General features: G+C 65.9%; 12 protein-coding genes. 7 read left to right on the top strand and 5 right to left on the bottom strand.

Annotation, left to right across the window (positions count from 1 at the left end; all coding sequences use genetic code 11):
• Positions 1-239: 239 nt before the first annotated feature.
• Genes grxD through B5X69_RS02795 form a run of 3 tightly spaced genes read right to left on the bottom strand, consistent with a single transcriptional unit; the run spans position 240 to position 1,199 of the window.
• Positions 240-572 carry a Grx4 family monothiol glutaredoxin gene (gene grxD, locus B5X69_RS02805; RefSeq protein ID WP_079637156.1) on the bottom strand — a complete coding sequence of 111 codons (333 nt, stop codon included), beginning with the start codon at positions 570-572 and terminating at the stop codon, positions 240-242.
• Between the two features lie 53 nt (positions 573-625).
• On the bottom strand, positions 626-853 hold the full coding sequence (locus B5X69_RS02800; RefSeq protein ID WP_079637155.1) for a BolA/IbaG family iron-sulfur metabolism protein: 228 nt from the start codon (positions 851-853) through the stop codon (positions 626-628).
• A gap of 19 nt (positions 854-872) precedes the next feature.
• A complete protein-coding gene (locus B5X69_RS02795; RefSeq protein WP_079637154.1) occupies positions 873-1,199 on the bottom strand; it encodes a DUF1476 domain-containing protein in 327 nt (108 codons plus the stop codon).
• A gap of 213 nt (positions 1,200-1,412) precedes the next feature.
• Between B5X69_RS02795 and B5X69_RS02790 the strand changes: the two genes are divergently transcribed.
• From B5X69_RS02790 to B5X69_RS02760, 7 genes are all read left to right on the top strand, one after another.
• A complete protein-coding gene (locus B5X69_RS02790) occupies positions 1,413-4,508 on the top strand; it encodes a CHAT domain-containing protein (protein ID WP_079637153.1) in 3,096 nt (1,031 codons plus the stop codon).
• Between the two features lie 3 nt (positions 4,509-4,511).
• The gene (locus B5X69_RS02785; RefSeq protein WP_079637152.1) at positions 4,512-6,599 is read left to right on the top strand and encodes an adenylate/guanylate cyclase domain-containing protein; all 2,088 of its coding nucleotides are present in this window, start codon (positions 4,512-4,514) and stop codon (positions 6,597-6,599) included.
• The gene (locus B5X69_RS02780) at positions 6,586-7,350 is read left to right on the top strand and encodes a hypothetical protein (RefSeq protein ID WP_079637151.1); all 765 of its coding nucleotides are present in this window, start codon (positions 6,586-6,588) and stop codon (positions 7,348-7,350) included. Before B5X69_RS02785 ends, B5X69_RS02780 begins: the two co-directional genes overlap by 14 nt.
• Positions 7,351-7,527: 177 nt before the next feature.
• Positions 7,528-9,351, top strand: a complete 1,824-nt coding sequence (locus tag B5X69_RS02775; protein ID WP_079637150.1) for a ShlB/FhaC/HecB family hemolysin secretion/activation protein — start codon at positions 7,528-7,530, stop codon at positions 9,349-9,351.
• Between the two features lie 31 nt (positions 9,352-9,382).
• Positions 9,383-18,190 carry a beta strand repeat-containing protein gene (locus tag B5X69_RS02770; protein ID WP_079637149.1) on the top strand — a complete coding sequence of 2,936 codons (8,808 nt, stop codon included), beginning with the start codon at positions 9,383-9,385 and terminating at the stop codon, positions 18,188-18,190.
• A 46-nt stretch (positions 18,191-18,236) separates the two neighbouring features.
• On the top strand, positions 18,237-19,682 hold the full coding sequence (gene cysS / locus B5X69_RS02765; RefSeq protein WP_079637198.1) for a cysteine--tRNA ligase: 1,446 nt from the start codon (positions 18,237-18,239) through the stop codon (positions 19,680-19,682).
• A gap of 101 nt (positions 19,683-19,783) precedes the next feature.
• Complete coding sequence (locus B5X69_RS02760) at positions 19,784-20,728, top strand: D-2-hydroxyacid dehydrogenase (protein WP_079637148.1); 945 nt, start codon at positions 19,784-19,786, stop codon at positions 20,726-20,728.
• On the opposite strand, the gene B5X69_RS02755 is transcribed toward B5X69_RS02760, so the two are convergent.
• Both B5X69_RS02755 and B5X69_RS02750 read right to left on the bottom strand, forming a co-directional pair.
• A complete protein-coding gene (locus tag B5X69_RS02755; protein WP_079637147.1) occupies positions 20,725-21,573 on the bottom strand; it encodes a phosphodiesterase in 849 nt (282 codons plus the stop codon). The genes B5X69_RS02760 and B5X69_RS02755 overlap by 4 nt on opposite strands.
• Positions 21,574-21,615: 42 nt before the next feature.
• The gene (locus tag B5X69_RS02750; RefSeq protein WP_079637146.1) at positions 21,616-23,556 is read right to left on the bottom strand and encodes a cytochrome c3 family protein; all 1,941 of its coding nucleotides are present in this window, start codon (positions 23,554-23,556) and stop codon (positions 21,616-21,618) included.

Raw genomic sequence — 23,556 nt, 5'->3', positions numbered from 1 at the left:
CCATGCCGACCTCCTGCTCAGCCAGCAGGTTGAATCAGAAATCGACCCCCTAGGGAATCCCCTGTCGATTCAATCAAACCGAAATCGACTCTAGGAGACTTCGCGCGCATCGGGCAATGATTCAGCCGCACGCGGGGGGGACTGCAGCCGCGAGGCGAGGCCGAGGCGGCGACCCGGTAGGGCCGATTCCTGCGGATCTCGAGCGGTAAGGAGCGCTGGGGGCGAATCAGCGCGGCATTCTATTGGGCCCGCGTGGGAATACCGTCCATCAGCGTGTGGAGTTCGCCGGCCTCCCACATCTCCATCATGATGTCGCTGCCGCCGATAAACTCGCCCTTGACGTAGAGCTGCGGGATTGTCGGCCAATCGGAATATTCCTTGATCCCCTGCCGGATTTCCATGTCCTGCAGCACGTCGACCGTCTCATATTCGATGCCGAGCCGGTCGAGCATCGCGATGGCCCGCGAGGAAAAGCCGCACTGGGGAAAGAGCGGCGTGCCCTTCATGAACAGTAGCACCGGATGGTCGCCAACCAGCTTGGCGATGCGGTCGTGCGTGGCGGGGTCAGTCATCTGTCGTCTCCGGTGGGGCGCTCTTAAAGGGGCGCCGCAAAAGCATGGGCTTCCTATGAAGGGACGCCGGTGGTCAATTGCAAGGCGTGAAGTTCACCGCCCATGCGTCCGCCGAGCGCCGCATAGACCGCCTTGTGCTGGGCGACGCGCGTCATGCCGCGAAAGGCAGCGCTGACAACATGCGCGGCATAATGGTCGCCGTCGCCTGCAAGGTCGGTAATCGTGACCGTCGCATCGGGAAAGGCGGCGGCGATCATCGCCCGCAGTTCCTCTTCGCGCATCGCCACCGGGCCTGCTCCCTCAATTCTCGCTGTCGATGAACTGGCGGCGCGCCTCGGCGGTCATGTCGTTGAGCGCAGCGCGAATTTCAGCATCGCTGATTTCGACATTGGCAGCAGTCAGGTCACCTGCAAGCTTGCGGATCACATCCTCGTCGCCGGCCTCTTCGAAATCGGCCTGCACCACGGCCTTTGCATAAGCGTCCGTTTCCTCGGGCGTCAGGCCCATGCGCGCGGCCGCCCATTCGCCGAGCAGGCGGTTGCGCCGCGCGGTGATGCGAAACAGCACGTCCTGGTCGCGAGCGAACTTTGCTTCCTGGGCCCGTCCGCGGTCGTCGAATGCGCTCATCTCGTCCTCTTCTGATGAAATCTGATCCTGGGTGCAGATAGGTTGCGTCCTTCCCCGACGCAAGGAGACTGTGCGGCAGATCACTTCCCTTTTTCGAACAAAGGGGTTAGGGTTCGCATCAACGGGATGGGTCGTACCGCACCACGATAGAATCGCGCCTTGCCGCTCGCTGCTGCAGGGTCGAAATGCGTATGGCTTTGGGGGACTGCGACGATGACCGCTCGATTTGGCTTTGCTGTGATCCTGCCCGCCCTTGCGCTTGGCGCGAGCGGTGCTGCGCAGGCGCAGGGCGATGACCCCACGCTGCGTGACAGCTTCGCGATCGGCAGCCAGGGAGGCTCGCTGTGCGAGGTGCAGGCGACGGTGCGCGACAGCGTGGTCGAGGGGATGTTCGACCGCGCGTGGATCGTCCTTTGCCGCGATGCAAGCCAGCCAGTCGGCTATGTTCGCATGCTGCGCGCGAGTCCCGCCGAGGCCATGGCGCGCGTCGAGCGCGGGCGTGCGGGTACGATCGAATGTGATCGGGAAGGCGCCTGCACGGTCAAGGGCAGCAGCATTGCCTGGCAGACGCGGATCGAGGCCGATGGCGCGACGAGTTACGCCGCCGAAGGCTTTGCCGCCTATCGCGACGCGCTCGACCTCGCGCTCGAATCGATCCGCCGCCGGGCCGTCGTGCCGGGCGTGATCAAGATTGCCACCACCTCGGTTGGCGGCAGCGATGGTTTTGCCCGCACGCTCGCCGGCACGATCGACGTCGACAAGGCGCTCGCCGAGGGATATCGGCGCAACCACAGCGGCGACTACGCCGATGCTGCCGAATTTTTCGAGGCGCTGTCCCGCCGCGCACCAGGCGAAAACCAGTCTGCCGGGATCGATCCGACCGAGTTCACACTCAACCGCGCGCTTCAGAAATCGAATCTCGGCGAATTTGCCGAGGCCGAACGGCTGTTCGTCGAGGTCGAGGCGATACCGACCGGCGACCCGGTGCAGCAGCGCCTTCGCCGAAATTTCCGGGCGATCCACGCGCTCAACCAGCGCGATTATGATGGCGCGGCGGCGGCTCTTCAAACCCCCATCCCGCCGCTCGAGAGCGCCGTAAGGGTCGAAGACGACGCGGTGACGCTGACCCCCGAAATCGTCGCCGGGGTCAACGGCGGCGCCTCGGCGCGCGCGCTTCAGCAAACCTCGGATCGCGAGCGACTGACCCCCGCCGAGCGGGCGATGATCATCGACGCGCAGGCAACGCATCTGCTCGGCACGATCGAGCGGCTGCGCGGCAACGCCGCGGCAGCGAAAAGGGCCCAGATCAAGGGGCTCACCGATGCGCTCGCGGTCCGCGAAGGGCGCGTGACGTCGATTGTCCGGCTGCGCTCGCAAATGCTTGGCGAGCTTGCCCTTACCGAAGAGGCGCTCGGCGACAATGGGGCGGCTGACGCGCGCTTTCGCGAGTCGGTTGCAGCGCTCGCGATCGAATATCCCGAAACCAATGCGCTTGCCTCGGCGCGCGCGCGCTATGCGGCGTTCCTCGCGCGCCGCGGGCAGGACGAGCAGGCGCTCGGCATTTACGATGAGGTGGTGACCGCGCTCGCAAACTCGCGGCGCTCGACCACCGGCATGGCAAACATGATGGCGCCCTATTACCGGCTGCTCGCAGCACGCGCCGAAACCGATCCGGCGGCAATCGGCGACTTCTTCGTCGCGAGCCAGCTCCAGATTCGACCAGGCGTTGCTGACACGCAGGCGGTGCTCGCGCGCGAGCTTTCGGGCGGCAATGGCGAGGGCGCACGGCTCTTCCGGCAGGTGACCAACCTCAACCGCGACATCGAGCGTGCGCGTATTGAGGATGCGCGGCTCGCGCAGCTCCCAGCGACCCCCGAAATCGACGCGCTGCGCGCCGACCTCAGGACGCGACTCGACAATCTGGGCTTTCAGCAGGCCGAAACGCTCGCCCAGCTTTCGGCCTTTCCGCAGTATCGCGTCGTTGAACCGGGCAAGGTCGACCTTCAAGACCTCCAGCAGGTCCTGCGCGCCGACGAAGCTTATCTGAAGATGCTCGTCGTTGGCGACGCCGTCTATGCCATGTTGATCGGGCGTGACGATGCCAGGCTGTGGCGCGCCGATGTCAGCGCGTCGGGGCTCGAAAGCGCAGTTGACGCGATTCGCTCGACCATCTCGATCGTCGAAAACGGGCGCCGCGTGACCTATCCCTTCGATGCGAAGACAGCGCGCGAGCTCTACACGCAATTGTTCGGCCCCGTTGCCGATCAGCTTCCGACAGTTTCGCACCTGATATTCGAACCCGATGGGGCGATGCTGCGGCTCCCCATCAATCTGCTTATCACGTCGGACCAGGGACTTGCCGATTATGAACTGCGGCTTGCAGATCCCGACGCCGACCCGTTCGACATGCGGCAGATCGCCTGGCTCGGGCGAACCGCACGGCCGAGCACGTCGGTCTCGGCGCTTGCGTTCCGCAACGCGCGTCAGGCGGCGCCCTCGCGCGCCTCTAACGAATATTTCGGCCTTGGTCAGAATCAGCCCGTCACCGGCGCGCTGCCTTCGAGTGGAACGCGCGGAGGCGAAGCCTCCGGGATCGACGGCGACTGCCAATGGGATATTTCGCAGTGGAGCCGGCCGATCTCGGCCGATGAACTCGTTACCGCGCGTAATGCGATGGGACGCGACGCGGCCGCTCTTCTGACCGGCAGCGCCTTCACCGACACGGCGATCAAGACCCGCGCTGATCTTGACCAGTATCGGATCATCCATTTCGCAACCCACGGACTGGTCACCGCGCCCCGCGCGTCATGCCCCGCGCGTCCTGTGCTGGTCACGTCTTTCGGTGATGGCGATTCGGACGGACTGCTCAGCTTTCAGGAGATCTACGATCTCAAGCTCGATGCCGACCTCGTGATCTTGTCAGCTTGCGATACCGCTGGCGCCGCCTCGGTTGCAGCGACGCGCGAGGCGGGCGTGTCGAGCGGCGGCGGAAATGCACTCGACGGGCTGGTCCGCGCCTTCATCGGCGCCGGGGGCCGCTCGGTGATTGCAAGCCACTGGCCCGCACCCGATGATTTCGACGCGACCAAGCGACTGATCGGCGGTTTGTTCTCAGCCTCGAAGGGCGAAAGCGTCGCTGACGCACTGTGGGCCACGCAGACGATGCTCATGAACGACAAGCAAACCTCGCACCCCTATTATTGGTCAGGTTTTGCGATCATCGGCGACGGCGGGCAGGCCCTGCTCCAGGCCCCAGGGGCGACCGCCGCCGCGCGGCAAGGCGGGGAGGCGGCGGGGAACGCCGGCTGAACGATGGCGCGGGGGGAGGATATCGCGATCACGTCTGCCCCGGCATCGCCCGCGGATCGCCCAACCGCCGTTCCTCTGGCAAAGCGCGTTCGGCGGCTGGTTACTCAGCTCGGCCCCTCGCGCCTCGCTGCGACGATCCTCTTTCTCGGTCTGGCCGTTCTGATAGCGCGGCTCTGCTGGCAGCTTCCACTCGCGCGCGACGCCGAGCGCGCACTCTATGACGCCCGGGCGACCGTGATGGCGCCGCATGTCGGACAGGACAAGCGCATCGTCATGGTCACCTATAATGACGAGACCCTGTTCAACACCGGCATCCGCTCGCCCCTCGACCGAACCCTTCTCGCGCGCGCGCTCGCCAACATCGACCTGATGGGGGCGAAGGCAATCGGCATCGACATCGGCTTCGATTCGCCGCGGCCCGACGACGCGCTCCTGCAGGAACAATTACGCGCGATGCGGACGCCAACCTGGCTCGCCTATGTCGAGCAGGCCAGCAACCCTGATACGATCTTCTACGAACAGCAGAAATTCCTGCAGTCCTTCATCGCCGAGGTGACAACCCCCAAGACCCGGCCGACGAGCGTGCTGTTTCACACCGACGATGACGGTGTCATCCGCAACTGGCCGGCCCGGCCAGAGGGCCTGCCGCCGCTGATGGCAAACGCGCTGGCGCCGGTCGACGCTGCGCACGCCGATTATCGCGGCGCGATCCGCTTCCTTCTTCCCGCGCGCGCGGGGGCCGGACAGGAAGAACCCGTGTTCGCCAACCTGCCGATCGATGCCTTCGCCCTTCCGATGGATGAGGAGACGCGCGCAGGCTTCGCTAAGATGATCAAAGGGCGCTACGTGCTGATCGGCGGCGACATCATCGACGTCGACCGGTTCAACACCCCGCTCAGCCGCTTTCCCGACGCGGTGACCGGACGCAATGAAACAATGATCGGGCTCGAGGTCCACGCGCATATGCTGGCGCAGCAACTCGACCGGGCCTGGCTCACCCCGATCCCGGGTTCAGCGCTGTGGGTGATCGCGGTGCTCGTCGTCGCCGCAGGCGGGCTAACCAGCCTGATTGATCTGCGCGCGCGCTGGGTCGCCCTCGCCTTTCTCGCCCAGATGATCTTCTTCGTCGCTTTCCCGTTCTGGATGCAGGGCCGCGGGGTCGACACCACGACGCTTCCCGCTTTCGGCTGGGCGATCGGCTGGCTCTTCGGATATGCCGCAGTCGGTACCGCCGCGCGCACGATCGGGTCGCGTCAGCGCGCTTTCGCCCAGTCAGCCCTTGGCAAATATCTTCCCGCCGACGTGGCCGCGCAGATCATGCGCGACCCCGAACAGCTTTCGCTGCACGGCGAGCGGCGCAATATCTATTGCATCTTCACCGACCTTGAAGGCTTCACCAAATTGAGCCACGCGGTGACTCCGGAAACCGTGGCACGGCTCCTCAACGAGTATCTCGATCGCCTCTCGGACATCGTCCTCGATCATGGCGGCACGATCGACAAGTTCGTGGGCGATGCTGTCGTCGCCTTCTGGGGAGCTCCGCTCAGCCGGCCCGATGATGGCGAACGCGCCGCGGCGGCCGCGCTCGCCATGTATGAGGCGGGGGAGGCCTTTCGCATTGACATGGCCGAGGGGGTCCCGCCGCTCGGCATGACGCGCGTCGGACTGCATGTCGGCGACGCGATCGTCGGCAATTTCGGCGGCGATGGCCGCATCCAGTATACCGCGCTCGGCGACAGCATGAACACCGCCTCGCGCCTCGAATCCGCGAACAAAAGCCTCAAAACCGGCGTGCTGATTTCCGCCGAGGCAGCCGAGCGGTCGGGGCGCACCGATCTGGTACCGATGGGCCGGGTCACGCTGCGCGGGCGCGCACGCGCCGTCGATGTGTTCACCCCGCGCCCCGACCTCACAGAAGAGCAGCGCGCGCGGATTGCGGCGATGGTCGCCGCGCACGCGGCGGGAGAAAAAAGCAACTATGTGACCTGCGCCACAGCGGTAGAGGCTGAACATGCGCACGATGCAGCCATCATGTTTCTGATCGAACGTCTGAAAGAGACCGAAAGAGGAGAAAGCTATGTTCTGTCCTGACGCCCGGATGCGCCGCCTGGGATTGGCCGCCGCCGCAGTGATGGCGGTCGCCGTCGCCGGAGCCGCCGCAGCCCAATCGATGGTCGTCCGTTCGACGGGCCCCTCGGCGAGCAAATACCCAACCGGCACCAAGCTTAAGGCAAGCGACAAGGTCACTCTCGTCGCGGGAGACCGCGTCGTCCTCATCCAGGGCGGGAAGACGCGAACCTTGTCAGGCCCGGGAAGCTACAATGCCGGCGGCACGGTCCAGGCAAGCCAGTCGACGGGCGCCACCGTTGCGCGCATGCTTGCGTCAGGCCCTCAAGGCCGGGCACGCGGGGGCTTCACCCGCGGCGATGCGGCGAGCCCGCCGCTCGCCGAGATCCGCGCGCCCAATTTGTGGCTCCTCGACTATCGCGAAGGCGGCACATTCTGCGTCGCCGATCCAGCAACGCTGCTGCTATGGCGTCCGCATATGGGCAGCGACGAACTGCTCAAGATCGAGCAGGGCGAACGGAGCGAAACGGTTGCCTTCGTGGCAGGTGCCAACTTCCGCAAATGGCCCACCGAGACGATCCCGGTGCAATATGGGGTCGATTACCGGTTGTCGGGCGCAGGGCTTCCCGCGCCGGTATCGATCCGCTTCGCGCCGCTCGAGGCGATGCCCGAAAGCGCCGACGGGGCGGCGACAATGCTGGTCGCCAAGGGCTGCCAGCCGCAGCTCGATCGGCTCGTCGATGCCATGTCGGAGTCGGACGCTGCCGGGGGCTGACGCGATCGGTTGCCGTTGAATCGGCACGATCCATCTGATAACAAGGGAAAGAAGCCGCCGTTCGAGCGGCCCTTCCTTTCCTTGGGTCGAACACTTCGGGCCGGCGGGGTTCCCGCGGCATCGAATGAATGAGTGCAAGGCTGCCCGAGCAGTCTTGCCGGTACGCAAGGGGTGGTCATGGGCGACGTGGGGCTTTGGAATATCGAGAATTCGGCGCCTGCCGCGCGACGCGGGACACCCGTCCGGCTGATCGGCTACGCGGGGCTGATAGCCGCCGCGCTGCCCGGTGCTGCGTGGGCGCAGCTCACCCCGCAGATTCCGACGCGCGAGGAAATCCAGGGCCCCGCCCTCCCGCCCGCCGTGCCCCCGCCCGAACGAATTGTTGCCGCCGACGACAGCATCGAGCGCGCGCCCTGCCCCCTCGCCGACCCCCAGTTTGCGAATGTTCGCATCGACGTGCGGCAGGTGCAGTTTTCGAGTGTCGAAGGGATTGACCCCGCCCTTCTCGACGCCGCGTGGACAGACCGCGTGGGACATGATCTGCCGATCGCGGTCGTGTGCGACATTCGCGATCGCGCCGCGACGATATTGCGCTCGAGGGGCTATCTCGCCGCCGTCCGCGTCCCCCCGCAAACGATCGATGACGGTGTCGTACGCCTCGACATCCTTGCCGCGCGCATGACGCGCGTCGAGGTCCGCGGCGACGTGGGCGCAAATGAGGCGCTGCTCCAGCGCTACCTCGCCCGGCTCGACGACCAGCCCGTTTTCAACATTCTGGATGCAGAGCGCTATTTGCTGCTCGCGCGCGACATTCCCGGCCTTGACGCGCGCCTGACGCTGCGTCCGGGCAGCGAGCCGGGTGAAGTCGTCGGCGAGGTCACGGTCGTGCGCACCCCCGTGATCTTCGACGCCAGCATTCAGAATTTCGGATCGCATGACGTCGGGCGCTGGGGCGGCATCGCCCGCGTGCGCTTTGCAGGCCTGACGGGCATGGGCGACCTTACGACCGCCAGCCTTTATTCGACCGCCGATTTCGACGAGCAGCAGGTGGTCCAGCTCGCGCACGAGTTCCGCGTCGGCGGGCAAGGACTCCGGCTCGGAGGCAGCTATACCTATGCCTGGACGCGCCCCGATCTTCCGGGTCTTGCGATCAAATCCACGACACAGGTCGTCAGCCTTTTCGCCTCCTATCCTCTCACGCTGACGCAGGCGCATCGGCTGACTATCGGCGGTGGGCTCGACTTCATCGACCAGGATATCGGCCTTGGCTCCGCCCCGCTCAACCGCGACCGGCTGCGGGTCTTCAACCTGCGCGCCGATGCAAACTGGATCGACCCCGCGTCGATCGCCGGGCGCGGCGGATATAATCCCTCAGAACCCCGCTGGGCCTTCGGGGCATCACTGGAAGCACGCCAAGGCGTCAACTTCCTCGGCGCAAGCGACGATTGCGGGCCTGCGGGTGCAGCCTGCTTCCTGCCCGGCAGGATCCCGCTCTCGCGCATCGAGGGCAAGCCCGATGCCTTTTTGGTGCGCGCGACAGCTGCCGCCGAATGGCGGCCGGTCAAGAATTTCACCCTGTCGGCCGCCCCCCGGGCGCAATGGGCGAGCGACCCGCTCCTTTCCTATGAAGAGTTTTCGGGCGGCAATTTCACCATCGGGCGCGGCTTCGATCCCGGAACGGTCATCGGCGACAGCGGCGCCGCGGTCTCGCTCGAGGCACGCTACGGTTCGCTGGTCCCTGCGAACAGCCGGGAGTTCGCGGTCCAGCCCTTCGCCTTTTTCGATGCGGCCTTTGTGTGGAACAAGGACAGCGCCTTCAACGGATTCAATCCCCAGAAGCTCTATTCGGCAGGCGGCGGCGTGCGCGTCACCTATGGCGACCTCGGGCGGCTCGAGGTCACCTTCGCCGCTCCGCTCAACCGCCCCGCCCTCCTCGCCAAGCGGCCCGACCCCCGGCTGCTCGTTACGCTGACGACCCAGTTCGGCGTGCGGGCGCGCTGATCCCATGACTTTCGTATCGAGGACAATTGCCATGCGCGCCACCTCCACTCTCTCGCCGGTCCGTCAAGGCCGACGGCGCCTGCTGGGCAGCTGCGCGATCGCGGCAGGTCTCGCCGCGCTCGCATTTGGTGGCCCCGCACGGGCGCAGGTCGCGGGGACCGGCCAGATCGTGAGCGGAAGCGGCACCATCGCTCCGCCTCAGCCGCTTGGACCCACCGCCCCACCCAACTCAACCCAGGTACAGGTGTCGGGGCCGGAGACGATCATCAACTGGACCCCGACCGACAGCGCGCCGACCGGGGGCGCCATCGATTTCCTCCCGGCGGGCAATACGCTCGAATTCTACGGGACAGGCCAATACACCGTACTCAATCGCTTCGTCGACGCTGGCGGAGGGTCGATCGGCCGACAGGTCGCGCTCAACGGCACGGTCAACAGCTATATCGGTTCGCCCTTCGCCACCGGCGGCAATGCGCAAGGGGGGAGCATCTGGTTTTATAGCGCGGGCGGGATCCTGATCGGCAGCGGCGCCGCGCTCAACGTCGGCAGTCTCGTCCTCACCAGCAACGACATCGATACCACCGGCGGCCTATTCGGTGCCGGCGGCGAAATCCGCTTCCGCGGAGCGTCCGGCAGCACCGCGTCGATCGAGATCGCCTCGGGCGCGAACGTGAACGGCGCCTACCCTGGCAGCGTTCTCTTCGCGGCAAATCCCGGGGGCAGCTATGTCGCGCTGGTCGCACCGCGTATCGTTCAGAGCGGCACCGTTTCGACCGACGGGTCCACCGCCTTTGTTGCCGCCGAGCAGGCCGATATCCGCATCAACAACGGCCTGTTTGACATCAATGTGCTTGTTGGCGCGGAAGGCGGCAACGTCATCACCCACAGCGGCGTCACCACGGGACCCGCGCATGAGCAAGGTGATGTCGACCAGAGCCGCGTCTATATGGTCGCGATCCCCAAGAATGATGCCGTCACGATGCTGGTGACGGGCCAGGTGGGGTATCAGGACGCCGTGGTGGTGCAAACCGATCCCGACGGCGCAGTGCGCCTGTCGGCGGGTTATAATATCGTCAATGGCGAGATCGACGACACGCCAGTCAATGCGGCCGCCGCGAACATCACCGTCAACGACACCCTCTTTCTGAGCGACACTGTCGCGCACGCCAGCGGCGCGTTCGCGGGCGAGCCGCTCGTCACGCCTCCGCCTGGCGGCGCCAGTGTTCCGCCCCCCCATCTTGGGAATCTCGTCGTCCAGGGCAGCGGCGTCTTCATCGGCGACGCGAGTGCGTCGCTAACCGTGGGCGCTGGACGGACCGTGGGCGCAACGGGCAACCTCGCGATCCAGTCGGGCGGGACCGCGGCAGCACCGGGTAACGCGAGCGTGACGGTGAACGGCGGGGTATTTGAGGCGCTCGGCGCGCTCGACATCATCGCCAGCGGCAGGCCGCAAGCCGACGGCTCGGTTACCGGCGGTTCGGCGAGCCTTTCGGTGATCGGCGGCACGGCGATCGCGGGCAACATCATCGTCCGTTCAGAAGGCGCAGGGATCGCCGGTGTCGGCGGGCCCGGGGGCAGTGGCACCGGCGGCGCGGCTTCCATCCTTGTCTCGGGCGCGGGCGCCACGCTTGACGCCGACAGTATCGCGGTCGAGTCGATGGGATCGGGTAGCGACCGGACCGATAGCGACGCGCCCGCGCTCGCCGGTGGCAATGGTACCGGCGGCAGCGCTACCCTCACTGTCGAAGACGGCGGCAGCCTCACCGCAAACGACACGCTCGCGGTCAATGCGACAGGTTCCGGGGCCGATGGGCGAACCCAGGCTGGCGATGGAACGGGCGGCAGCGCCGCGCTGAACATCCTCGGGGGAACCCTCGACGCCTCCAATATCGAGATCGCTGCTGCCGGCGATGGCGGTAATGGCGGCGAAGGCGACGACTCGAGCGGATCCGGGGTGACCCCGCCGGGCACTGGCGGCGCTGGGACCGGCGGCAGCGCGGCAGTGACCATCGATGGTACCGCCGCGGTCAATACAGGATCATTCACTGTCGATGCCAGCGGCACCGGGGGGCAGGGCGGCGATTTCTTCTCCTTCACCGGTCTCGCCGGGGACGGCGGGACGGGGGGCGACGGCACGGGCGGAACCGCCACGATCACCGTTGCCGCAGGCACGCTCGACACCGGGTCGCTGCTCGCAGATGCGGCAGGCCTTGGCGGACAGGGGGGCAATGTCTTCGCCTCGGGCAGCGGAGGCCCCGTCACGGGCACCGGCGTTGGGGGTCAAGGCGGCATCGGACAAGGCGGCACGGCGAGCATCGACCTTTTAACCGAGATCAACAGCAGCGATAGCCTCGTCAGCACCGCCCAAGGGGTTGGCGGCAATGGCGGCTTCGGCCTTGTCGGCGGCAATGGGGGCGATGGCCTCGGCGGCACGGCTGAGATCAGCATCGGTTTCGACGCAGGCATCTTCACCGGCTCGATCATGGCCCAGGGCCTCGGCGGAAACGGAGGCTTCGCCGACGACGGCGCGGGCGGAAACGGCGGCGACGGCACGGGCGGCACAGCGCGCCTTCGAGCCGAAGGCCCGGCGGCCGAAGTCGGGGTGACGCAAGAGAATTTCTCGAGCGGCGGAATTGGCGGCAGCGGAGGAACGGCGAGCAGCTTTTTCAGCGCCGCGGCGACGGGCCCGCGCGGCGGCGACGGGGGCGATGGCACGGGCGGCACCCTCGAAATCGTCGCGAGTGACGGCGCAACCGTGGTGCTCGGTGATGACTCAAGCAGCGCGGTGAGTTTTGCAAGCGCGGGCACCGGCGGCAACGGCGGAAGCGGCGCCTTCAACGCCTATGGTCCCGGGACGACCGGGGGCGAAGGCGGCACGGGCGGCGCGGGGAATGGCGGGACGATACACCTCCTCGCCGACGGCGGCACGATCACGTCGGCCGACTTACCCGTCGCAATCACCTCCGGCGGGATTTCTGGTGCGGGGGGCATCGGCGGCACCGGCACCGATGCCAACGGCGCTGACGGCAGCGTCCTCGGGACGACGGGCGGCCGGATCGTCATCGAGGCAGCGCCGGCAGGTACGATCGACCTTGGTTCCGCGACGCTTCAAGCGAGCGGGGACGCGGCCGGACGGATCGAATTGCGGTCAGCCGGCAGTCTTGCGGTTGCGGATCTTGAGGCCGAAGCGCTGGGGGCCGCCGCACCCACCAGCAACGACACCGATACAGCGCCCGCCGGCATCTTCGTCGCGCTGGGTGGGGGGAGCGTTTCAAGCGCAGGAGCAGCAACGTTCACCACCTCTAGTTCGGTTGGCGTCTATGCCAGCGGCAATGGGCAATTGACGGCTGGCGGCGACTTGACGATCACCGCGGCAGACCAGATCGACATTCGCCATGATGATCGCACGGGTACCGCGGCGACGATCGGCGCCGGCGGCGGCATCACGGCCACCGCGACGAACGGCATCAGCGGGGCGCCGGGCAGCCTCATTGATGCGGGCGGCACGCTCAGTCTGAACGCGACGGCAGGGGCGATCGCGGTCGATCGCCTGCACGGCGCAGACATTTTTCTGATGAGCCTCGATGGCACCACCGTCGAGCATGCCGAAGCCGACAATGATTTCTTCGCCAGCGCCCAGAATTTCGCGACGGGGCTCAACTCCATCATCACCGGCGGCGACATCGACATTGTCGCGGCCGATACAGTCGACCTCGGCAATTCGAGCGCGGGCGGCTACGTCTCGGTCATCGGCCAGGCCGTCACCTTCAATGCGATCGACGCGGGATCGACGGTCTCGCTTTTCGCCGATGGCGCCGCAGGAAGCGGCATTACCGGCGGCGATATCACGGCCGGGGGCGATATCAGCCTCACGGGCCAGGCGATCAACCTGACGGGCACGGTTCAAACCCCGGGGTCGCTCACGGCATTCACGATCGGCGGCGATCTTGCGATCGCCTCCAGCAATATTGCTGGCAACATCGGGTTGTTCGCCAATGGCAATGTGAGCGGCACCTATCGCGCGGGCGGCAATGTCGATATCCGGGCGAGCGGTGACGCCGTGGTGGAAGCGGACGCTGCCGGCACCTACGTCAGCAGCATAGGCATCCCTTCCGAAGGCTATGTCTTCGTCGATGCGGAGGGCGATGCGACGCTCACCGACAGCAGCGCGGCGACCATGCTGGGCGTCCGCTCGGGCGGCGCGACGAGCATCACCGGCGCAACCGCGGGCGAAGATATTTTCATCCTCGCCGGGACAAGCGCGACCCTCGCCAACCTCACGGCGGGCGACGATCTCGACGTGACCTCGGCCGGCGCGATGACGATCAGCAACGCCGCGACGACGGGTACCGGCGCCGATGATCGCAGCATCGTCTATGAAACCACCCCCGCGTCGGGATCGAGCCCGCCGGTCACGGTGCTCCAGATCCAGTCGAGCGCTCCTGATCTTTCGAACATGACCTTGTCGGCGCCGAGTGCGACGATCAGCGCGGCCGATGTGAGCGCCTTTTCCAACCTGACCGCGACCGCTGGGAACGGCATCAGCGCGGCGCCGGGCAGCCTCATGGATGCGGGCGGTACGCTCAGCCTGGACGCTTCAGCAGGGGATATCGCGGTCGGCCGCCTGCACGGCGCCGAAATTGTCCTAGCGAGCCTCGGTGACACCACCGTCGAGCATGCCGAAGCCGACAATGATTTCTTCGCCAGCGCCCAGAATTTCGCGACGGGGCTCAACTCCATCATCACCGGCGGCGACATCGACATTGTCGCGGCCGATACAGTCGACCTCGGCAATTCGAGCGCGGGCGGCTACGTCTCGGTCATCGGCCAGGCCGTCACCTTCAATGCGATCGACGCGGGATCGACGGTCTCGCTTTTCGCCGATGGCGTCGCAGGTAGCGGCATTACCGGCGGCGATATCACGGCCGGGGGCGATATCAGCCTCACGGGCCAGGCGATCAACCTGACGGGCACGGTTCAAACCCCGGGGTCGCTCACGGCATTCACGATCGGCGGCGATCTTGCGATCGCCTCCAGCAATATTGCTGGCAACATCGGGTTGTTCGCCAATGGCAATGTGAGCGGCACCTATCGCGCGGGCGGCAATGTCGATATCCGGGCGAGCGGTGACGCCGTGGTTGAGGCAGACGCTGCGGGCACCTACGTCAGCAGCATAGGCATCCCTTCCGAAGGCTATGTCTTCGTCGATGCGGAGGGCGATGCGACGCTCACCGACAGCAGCGCGGCGACCATGCTGGGCGTCCGCTCGGGCGGCGCGACGAGCATCACCGGCGCAACCGCGGGCGAAGATATTTTCATCCTCGCCGGGACAAGCGCGACCCTCGCCAACCTCACGGCGGGCGACGATCTCGACGTGACCTCGGCCGGCGCGATGACGATCAGCAACGCCGCGACGACGGGTACCGGCGCCGATGATCGCAGCATCGTCTATGAAACCACCCCCGCGTCGGGGTCGAGCCCGCCGGTCACGGTGCTCCAGATCCAGTCGAGCGCCCCTGATCTTTCGAACATGACCTTGTCGGCGCCGAGTGCGACGATCAATGCGGCCGATGTGAGCGCCTTTTCCAACCTGACCGCGACCGCGAGCGGGACGGTGACCGGCGGAGGCCTGCTTGAGGCGGGCCTTGCAGCCTCCATTACCGGCAGCGACCTCTCGCTCGTCGCGGTGACCGCGGGAACCGACGCTCTGCTGACCGCCACCTCGGGCGGCGTGACGGCGACCGGCACGATTGTGGCGGGTCATGACGTCACGATCAATGCCCCGGGCGACATCGCGGCCGCGGAACTCGACGCGGGCGACGACGTAAGGCTGTCGGCAGGCGGCGCGATCAACGCCGGGGCGGCCTTTGCATATGGGACCGGAGCCGACAATGAAGGCGATGGCAGCAATGTCGTCGTGACGGCCGCCGGCGCGATCCTGTTTGACGGCGAGATCAGCGCGACGAACGATGCATTACTGACGGGCGCATCGATCGCCGCCCAGGCGATGGATGCTGGCAGCAACATCGTCCTTGCGGCACCGGGAGGCGGGAGCGGCTCCATCGCGGTATCCGACGCCGCCGCAGGCGGCGATTTCACGGCCACCGGCCAGTCGATCGCCTTCACCAGCGTCGACGCGGGCGCGGTCAGCCTCTCCGCCGACGGCGGAGCAATTATCGGCGGGACGATTACCGCCGGTGATGAGGTCCAGTTGACCGGTGCCAGCATCACGGTGACGAGCGTGGAGAGCGACGCATCGCTCAATGCGCAGGCCACAGCGGGAGCCATCGCCATCGCCGAGGCGAATGTCGCCGGCTTTGTCGATGGAAGGGCCACCGGGGCAATCAGCGGTGCCTATACAGCGGGCGGGGACATCGCGCTCAGCACCCCCGGCGCGATCAACGCAAGCGTCAATGCGCTCGGCGGCTATGAGGATCCCAGCACCGACGCCATAGCGGCGGGGAACGCCTACCTCGACGCCGGCGGGAACGTCACTCTCGCGAACAGCAGCGCGGCTGGCATGCTGGGGATAAATGCGGGCGGTTCGGTGACTGTGACGGGCGCGGTGGCGGGCGAGGATGCCCTGGTGATCGCGGGCACGACCGCAAATCTCGCCGACCTCAGCGCCGGCGATGATATCGACGTTCGCGCTGGCGGAAACATCATCGCGAACAATGTGAACGCGACGGGCGAAGGGCCTGACGGTTTCGGGCTTTTCTATATATCGGGATCGGGCTTTGCCATCGGCATGGGCGAAGGTGTCTCGACGCTCGATGGCGCCGATATCGAGCTCAATTCGTCCGGAGGCTCGATCACGGGTACCGGCCTCTCGGCGGGTGACGATATCTTCCTCACCGCTGCTGCCGCCATCAACGTCAACGGCGCCGGAACGCTGGGGCTCGGCGTGACAGGAGGCGACAGCAGCATCTTTGCACAGAGCGCGGCCGCGACGCTCGGCAGCCTGAGCGCCGCCGATGATGTCGTGGTGGCCGCATCCGGGGCCGTCAACATCACCGCGCCCGTTGCTGCCGGGCGCGACATTGCGATCGATGCGGGCTCGGTCGCGACCACTATCTTGACCGATCCTTCCGACAATCTCGTCAACTCGCTCGCTGCTGGCCGCGATCTCGCCATCGATGCCGCAGACACGATCGAGACCGGCGCGGTCGCCGCCACGCGCAACCTCACGATGGCGGCAGGCGCAACGATCCAGACGCTTCAGGCCGTCTCGGGCGCGGGCGGCACGCTGTCGCTCAGCGGCAACGACGGAGTGACCGGCGCGCGCGTCGTCGGCGGGGGCGCGACTGATCTCGCAAGCGCCGGGGGCGCCATCGACATTGCGAGTCTCAGCGCGGCGGGCCCCGTCACGGCGAGCGCCGACAGCATCCAGATTTCAGCGCCGGGATCGCTCGACTTTGCTCTGCTCGAGACTGACGCCGGCGATGCCTTCGTCAATGCGAACGGCAATCTTTCGGTCGCGGCGGCCGCGGTCGCCGGGACAGCCGATCTTCGCGCGCGCGGGGGCAGCCTTGCCATTGCAGACCTCACCGCGGGCCGGGCGAATCTCGAGGCCCAGGGCGACATGACCCTCGGTCCCGTTACCGCGGCGAACACGCTCGTCGCCGAAGCCGGCGGCCTCCTCGCGGTCAACAATGCCATTGTCGCAGAGCAGATTTCGCTCGGATCGGGCGATATAGCGATCGGCGCCAACGGCCGTATCGGAGCCCTCGGCACCACCCAGCTCCTCGATGTGCGCAACACCGATCCGAGTGCGACCACCTTCGTTGGCGGCGCGGGCACGCGTGCCGGCTATCATATCGACAGCAGCGAAATGACGCGCCTGTTCAGCAATGGCGTCACCATATTCGCACCCGGCCTCGACGGCGGCGGCAGCAGCTTTGTCGCCTCGGCTCCGGGCGCCCTGCTTGTCCCGATCGCATCGGTGGGCTCTGGCGCGCCCCCCGACGTCGTCATCGAAGACTTCACCATGACCGCCGGCGGGTCGGCTTCGAACCTCGGCGCGACCGGATCGCTCACGATCAGCACGCCGGGCAAGGCGCGGGTGGTCGGCGATGTTTCCTTGACCGGCATGGGCGATGAGAATGCGCTCAATATTCTTGCCGACGACGCACTTGAAGTGATCCTGGGTGAAGGCTCGATCCGCTTGTCGGGCGCTAGCATTGATACACCGGCCGGCTTGCTGCGCATCCAGTCAGACGATGTGATCGTCGCGACCCTCGCCGCAATCGAAGATGCCGCCGCCGCCTCCACTACTGACGCGATCGAGGAACGATTGGCGCAAAATGACGGCGTGACGAGCGACGATGGCGCGCTGTACGCTGGCGGCATCACCGCCCGCGTCGTGGGCGGCCTTTATGTCCAGAACAGTGGCACCGGAACCGATTATGGCGAGCGCCGCGGCCTGACGTTCGGAGCGGGCGGGCTCAACGTGAACCCCGTGACGTCAGGGACCCGGCTCGTGATCAACGGGGTTCATCTGGGCCCGCAAGGCCAGGTGACCGGGCTCGACACCATTCCGCTGCTCAGCGTCAGCGGCGGGACGCCCACTGCCGGGGATTTCGACCCGCGGTCGACCTTCAATGGCTGCGTAATCGCCAACCCGGGCGCCTGCGTTGCGATCGACATCCCGGAAGATGGCGGCTTCCCGGTGCAGGACGTCATCGAGGAGGAAAGCAATGACGACGGCAGCGACAGCGTCAGCCTTCCGACGGCGCTGATCACGATGCGCGCGATCGACCCGCTGACAGGCGAACCGCTGCTCGACGACCCGGTGACCGGCGCGGGCAACGATGATCTGTGGACGCCTCCAGCCGAATAGGGGTTTCGGTTGACGTACGCCCCTGCCGCAAGGCATGGGCGCGGCGATGACCGAGACCCCTCCGCCCGCGCCGCTGCGGCTGTTCAACAGCCTGACGCGCCAACTGGAAGATTTTGAGCCCGTCCATGCAGGCGAGGCGCGGGTCTATTCCTGCGGGCCGACGGTCTACAATTATCCGCACATCGGAAACATGCGAGCGTACGTCTTTGCTGACACGCTGGGGCGCACGCTTTCATTCAAGGGCTACAAACTCACCCACGTCATCAACATTACCGACGTCGGCCATCTCACCGACGATGCCGACGCAGGCGAAGACAAGCTTGAAAAGGCGGCAGCCGAACGCGCCCAGTCGATCTGGGACATCGCGCGTCACTATACCGAAGCCTATTGGGCCGACGTGAAGGCACTCAATATCCGCCAGCCTGCACATTGGTCGATCGCAACCGACTATGTCCCCGCAATGATCGAGTTCGCCAAAGCGATCGCGGACAAACATTGCTACGAGCTTGAGAGCGGACTTTATTTCGATACCACGAGCGTTGCGGGCTATGGCCGCCTCGCGCGCCACAGCACCGACGAGGGTGAGAGCCGGATCGATCCTGTCGATGGAAAGCGCCACCCGGCGGACTTTGCGATCTGGCGCAAGACCCCCGCGGGCGAAAAGCGTCAGATGGAGTGGGATTCGCCCTGGGGCCGCGGCGCGCCAGGCTGGCACCTCGAGTGCTCGGTCATGTCCGAGGCGCTGCTCGGCTTTCCCTTCGACATCCATACCGGCGGTATCGATCACCGCGAGATCCATCACCCGAACGAGATCGCGCAGAACCAGGCGCACAGCTGCTCGAACGACAGCGGCGCGCGGCTGTGGATGCACAATAATTTTCTCGTCGACCGAAGCGGCAAGATGTCGAAGTCGAGCGGCGAATTCCTCCGCGTTCAGCTGCTGATCGACAAGGGTTACCACCCTCTCGCCTACCGCCTGATGTGCCTGCAGGCGCATTATCGCAGCGAACTGGAATTCTCATGGGAGGGACTCGGCGCAGCGCTGACGCGGCTGAAGCGGCTGGTGATGGCGGCGGCAAGCGTACGCGAGGTCGAAAGAGCGCCGGTAACCGACCGCCGCCTCTCCGGCCTGCTCGCGCGTTTCGATGCCGCGATGTCAGATGATCTCAACACGCCGGTCGCGCTGACTTTGATCGAGGATGCGGCGGCATTGAAGAAAATCGACGCCGGGCAGAAGCGCGCGGCGCTCGAGGCGATGGATAAAGTGCTCGGCCTCGAAGTCCTGGCGCTGTCGCGCGCTGATCTGCGCATCCGTCCAAAGGTCGCGGCAGTCACCGAGGTCGAGATCGAGGCTGCCCTCACGCGCCGCAAGGAGGCGCGCGCCGCAAAGGATTTCGCAGCCTCCGACGCACTGCGCGATGAGCTCCTCGCCGCTGGGGTCGAGGTGATGGACGGCGATCCCCTGGGCTGGGACTGGCGGCTGGAAAATTAGTCCCGTGTGCTTGCAGGACGAATCCGGGCTGGGCATGAAGGACCCGCCCGCGATGCAGGGATAGGCTCATTCGGCCTTCGCGCACGCGGGAGGGAGAAATTATGACCAAGACCGTCACTGTCCTTTCAGGGATGATTCGCCCCCTCATTGAAAGCCATCTCCCCGATTGGGTCGAGCCTCGCTTCTTCATGAGCAAGCAAGAGGCGATGGAGCTGGCTCCCCAGGCCGAAATCGGCTGGTTCGACATGTACGACAAGAAGGACATGGCGGCAGCGATCACTGCGGCGACGCGGCTCAGATGGCTCAACTCGATCTACGCCGGGGTCGACGGAATGCCGCTCGACGTTCTGAATCATCGCGGCACCGTCGTCACCAACGGCGCTGGTATCAACGCGATCACCATTGCCGAATATGTCGTGATGGGAATGCTGACGGTAGCAAAGGGCTATCGCGACGTGGTGCGCGCCCAGGAGAGGCGCGAGTGGCTCACGGACTCGCCCGGCAAGGTCGAGCTATACGGCTCGAAAGCCCTGCTCCTCGGCTATGGCGCGATCGGCAGGCTCGTCGAGGAGCGGCTGAAGGGCTTTGCCGTCGATGTCACCGTCGTGCGCCGATCACCGGGCGCGAACAGCCTATCACCCGATCAGTGGCGCGCGCGTCTCGGCGAATTTGACTGGGTGATCCTTGCCGTCCCCGCGACAGCAGAAACCGACGGCATGATCGGCGCAGCCGAACTCGCGGCGATGAAGCCGAGCGCGACGCTGATCAATATCGCACGCGGCAGCGTGGTCGATCAGGACGCGCTCGTCACCGCGCTCAACGAGCAGCAGATTGCCTCCGCCTTCCTCGACGTGACCACGCCCGAGCCGCTCCCCCCCGACGATCCGCTCTGGAGCCTCGACAATGCGCATATCACCATGCACTTGTCGGGCCGCGCGCAGGACAAGATGTTCGCGCGTTCAGCACAGCGCTTCCTCGAGAATCTCGATCGCTGGCACCGCGGTGAACCCGTCGCCCCGCAGGTCGACTTGACGCTCGGCTATTAGACAGGCCGCTCCGCCTTCAGCTCGCGCACCAGCGGCTGCAGCCGCTCGTCATATTTGGCGAGCATGGTGTGCGCGCCGGCATGGTCATAGAAGGTGACGAGTTCGCGGCCATTCCAGTGATGAAGCGCGTAAGCGGGATCTTCCGCGACGATCATGGGGCGATCGTCGGGGTGATCCTCGTCGATCGGCCGGAGGTCGAGCGATACCTGCGGCGCGGTCGATGAGCAGATGGCAACGGTGCGCCCCTCCCACGCGACGGTGACGCTGCGATGAAGGTGACCGCAGATCAGTCCGCGCACTTGCGGGTGCCGCCGCACCACCGCGGTAAAGCGATGAACCCAGGGTTCATCGCTGTGGGTATTCATCCACTCGATGCCGCATTCGACCGGCGGGTGATGCATCACGATGTAGCTCGGCTTGTCCGCATTTTTTGCAAGCTCCGCATCGAGCCACGCCGCGCGCCTGTCGCAAAAGGCGCCGCCGTGTCGCCCCTCCTCGAGCGTGTCGATTGTCACCAGTCGCAACTCCGGAAGCTCGACGCTGTACTGGATAAACCCGTTCTCGTCGGCGAAACCGGGAAAATGATCCCGAAAATTATCGCGTAGATCATGGTTGCCGACGCTCGGCCACACGGGAAATGGGCAGCGCGAGAAGGCGTTCGCGAGACGGCGGTAGCTCGCAGGGTCTCCGCGGTCGGTGATATCGCCGGTGGCGAGCAGCAGGTCGGGACGGTTCGGCCCTTCCATCAACACATCGAGCACCTCGTCGAGGCGCTTGCGGTTATATTCGGCCGGATTGTCCGGATCGAAACCGATATGGATATCGGTGATCTGGGCGATCAGCATCTCCGTCCCCTGCTCCGTGCCGGCGTGCCGGCCACTCGATGATTATCCACCCCCTCGCCTCGGACTCGATACCGGGGCGCGCCATGTCGCTTCGTAAAGGCCTCGCTGTTCCAGCCCTGTGATCTCACGCACAGCGTATACGCCGCGCAGCGGTCGATCTGTGATCGCGGTCACATTCTTGCGGCGCTGCCGCTGGGGTGCCCACGGCTTGTCGCCGTCGCTATGATATTCGTGGCACATGGCGCAGGGCGAACTGGTCGCGGTCTCGACCTTCGCGCTCGCAAGGCGCGCGCCGTTGCCGCCGACGTGGCAGGTGCGGCACTGCGCGAGCCCGGGCACGAGAAGATCGCTAGCCTCTTTCGACCCCGATGCGTTCGTATGGCAGTCGGCACAGTCGGTTTCCTTGTGCGCCGCGTGATCGAACCAGCCCTTTTCGAGGAAGCGCGGCGTCTGGTGCACCGCCATCACGCGCCAGTTATTGCCCGCCTTCGGCGCGAAAATGGTGTGGCAGTCGTAGCAGGCGCCGCCCTTCGAGAAAACTGCGCGCACCGCATCCTGCGCCCGACTGGGCCGCAGCGCCGCTTCGCGGAAGTAAATATTATAGATTTGTCCTTCGGCATATTGGCCAGGACGCCGCCGCGCCATGCCGCCGAGCTGAAGCGGCCGCGACGGCGGGGTCGACCGGTAATAGGCATAAAGATCGGCGACGACCTGATCGGGCTCTCCGTGGCGGAGGGTACGGGTTACCCCGCCAACGGTCTCGAATGCCAGACTGTGACACATTGCGCAGTCGCGCTCCATCTTCACCGGCGCAATGCGCACTCCGTCGGCTTCGGGGCGGTGGCAATTTTCGCATTCGAGCTTCTGACCGAAGCCGAATTGGCCGCGAAAGCTTGCGGCCATGCGCGCCACGCCGCCACCCGTCTGAAGATGGAGGTCGTGGGGAAATTTGAGGCCATCATGATCGAGCACCGCCTTGCCCGCCGCGGCGCGCATCGGTTTTGCGCCAGGAGCGGCCCGAACAAGCGGACGAAAATCCGGGTGATCGGTGCCGAAATCAGAGGCGTCGGCGATACCGGTCTTGAACCCTGCTTGCGCGAGACGCGAGGCCATATCGGTATGACAGTCGGCGCAGAAGGCCTGCGGCGTTGCAGCCATCGGTCCCGCGCCCTCATGCTCGGTATGACAGCCGACGCAGCGCCCTTGAGGCTTGTTGAAGGCGTTTGCGAAGCCTTCGAGAAGCTTCCCGCCCGGCCCCGGCGGCGCTCGCGCAGCGAGCAGCATCTCGGTCGGCGCGCCGGCGTGGCTGGCGCTCATCGCCTTGTGCTCGCCCGTGTGGCAGCCGATGCACGCCTTGTCCGTGACCGCGACGAATGGCTCGACGTGGCAGGCCTGGCAGTCTTTCTTCAGATTCGCATGCGCGCTCGATAGCGGTCCCGACAACCAGGCCTGATCAGCATGATAGCCTTGGGGACGCTCGTCGACGCCCTTGTAGCTGTGCCACGCCCAGATCGGTCCGACCAGAAAGGCGAGAAGCACCAATATGGCAAAGGTCCATGCGCCAACGCGCTTACCCGGCATTGCGCCCGCCAGCGAGAAGGCTCTGGCCTCGTCGACATCCTTTGAGGATTGCGACAGCTCGTCGATCCGCTCGACGAGCAGGATAATAGCCTCGCCCTCGCGCGTGATCGTGAGCCGGTGCCCGCCGAAGCGAAGTTCGGCCCCGGCAGCGCTGTCGATATCCGCGGCTTCGAGCGTCCGTCCGTTGAGGTCGAAGCCAAGTCCTTCGAGCGCGGTAACCCGCACGTTCCGCCCGTCGGCGCTTGCGATCGTCGCATGATGCGGATTGACGGCAAGATCGGCGACATGGATCGAATTGCCGCTGTCGCGTCCGAGCGTAATAGTATCGCCGGGCAGCGCCGCATCGCGAATGATCTGCTTGCCAGTCTTGGTCGTCGAGATGCGACGTAGGATAAAGCTCAT

Source organism: Sphingopyxis flava, assembly GCF_900168005.1.
Lineage (GTDB): Bacteria > Pseudomonadota > Alphaproteobacteria > Sphingomonadales > Sphingomonadaceae > Sphingopyxis > Sphingopyxis flava.
The sequence above is the reverse complement of the archived record's forward strand: the minus strand, read 5'-3'. Positions and strand labels throughout refer to the sequence as shown.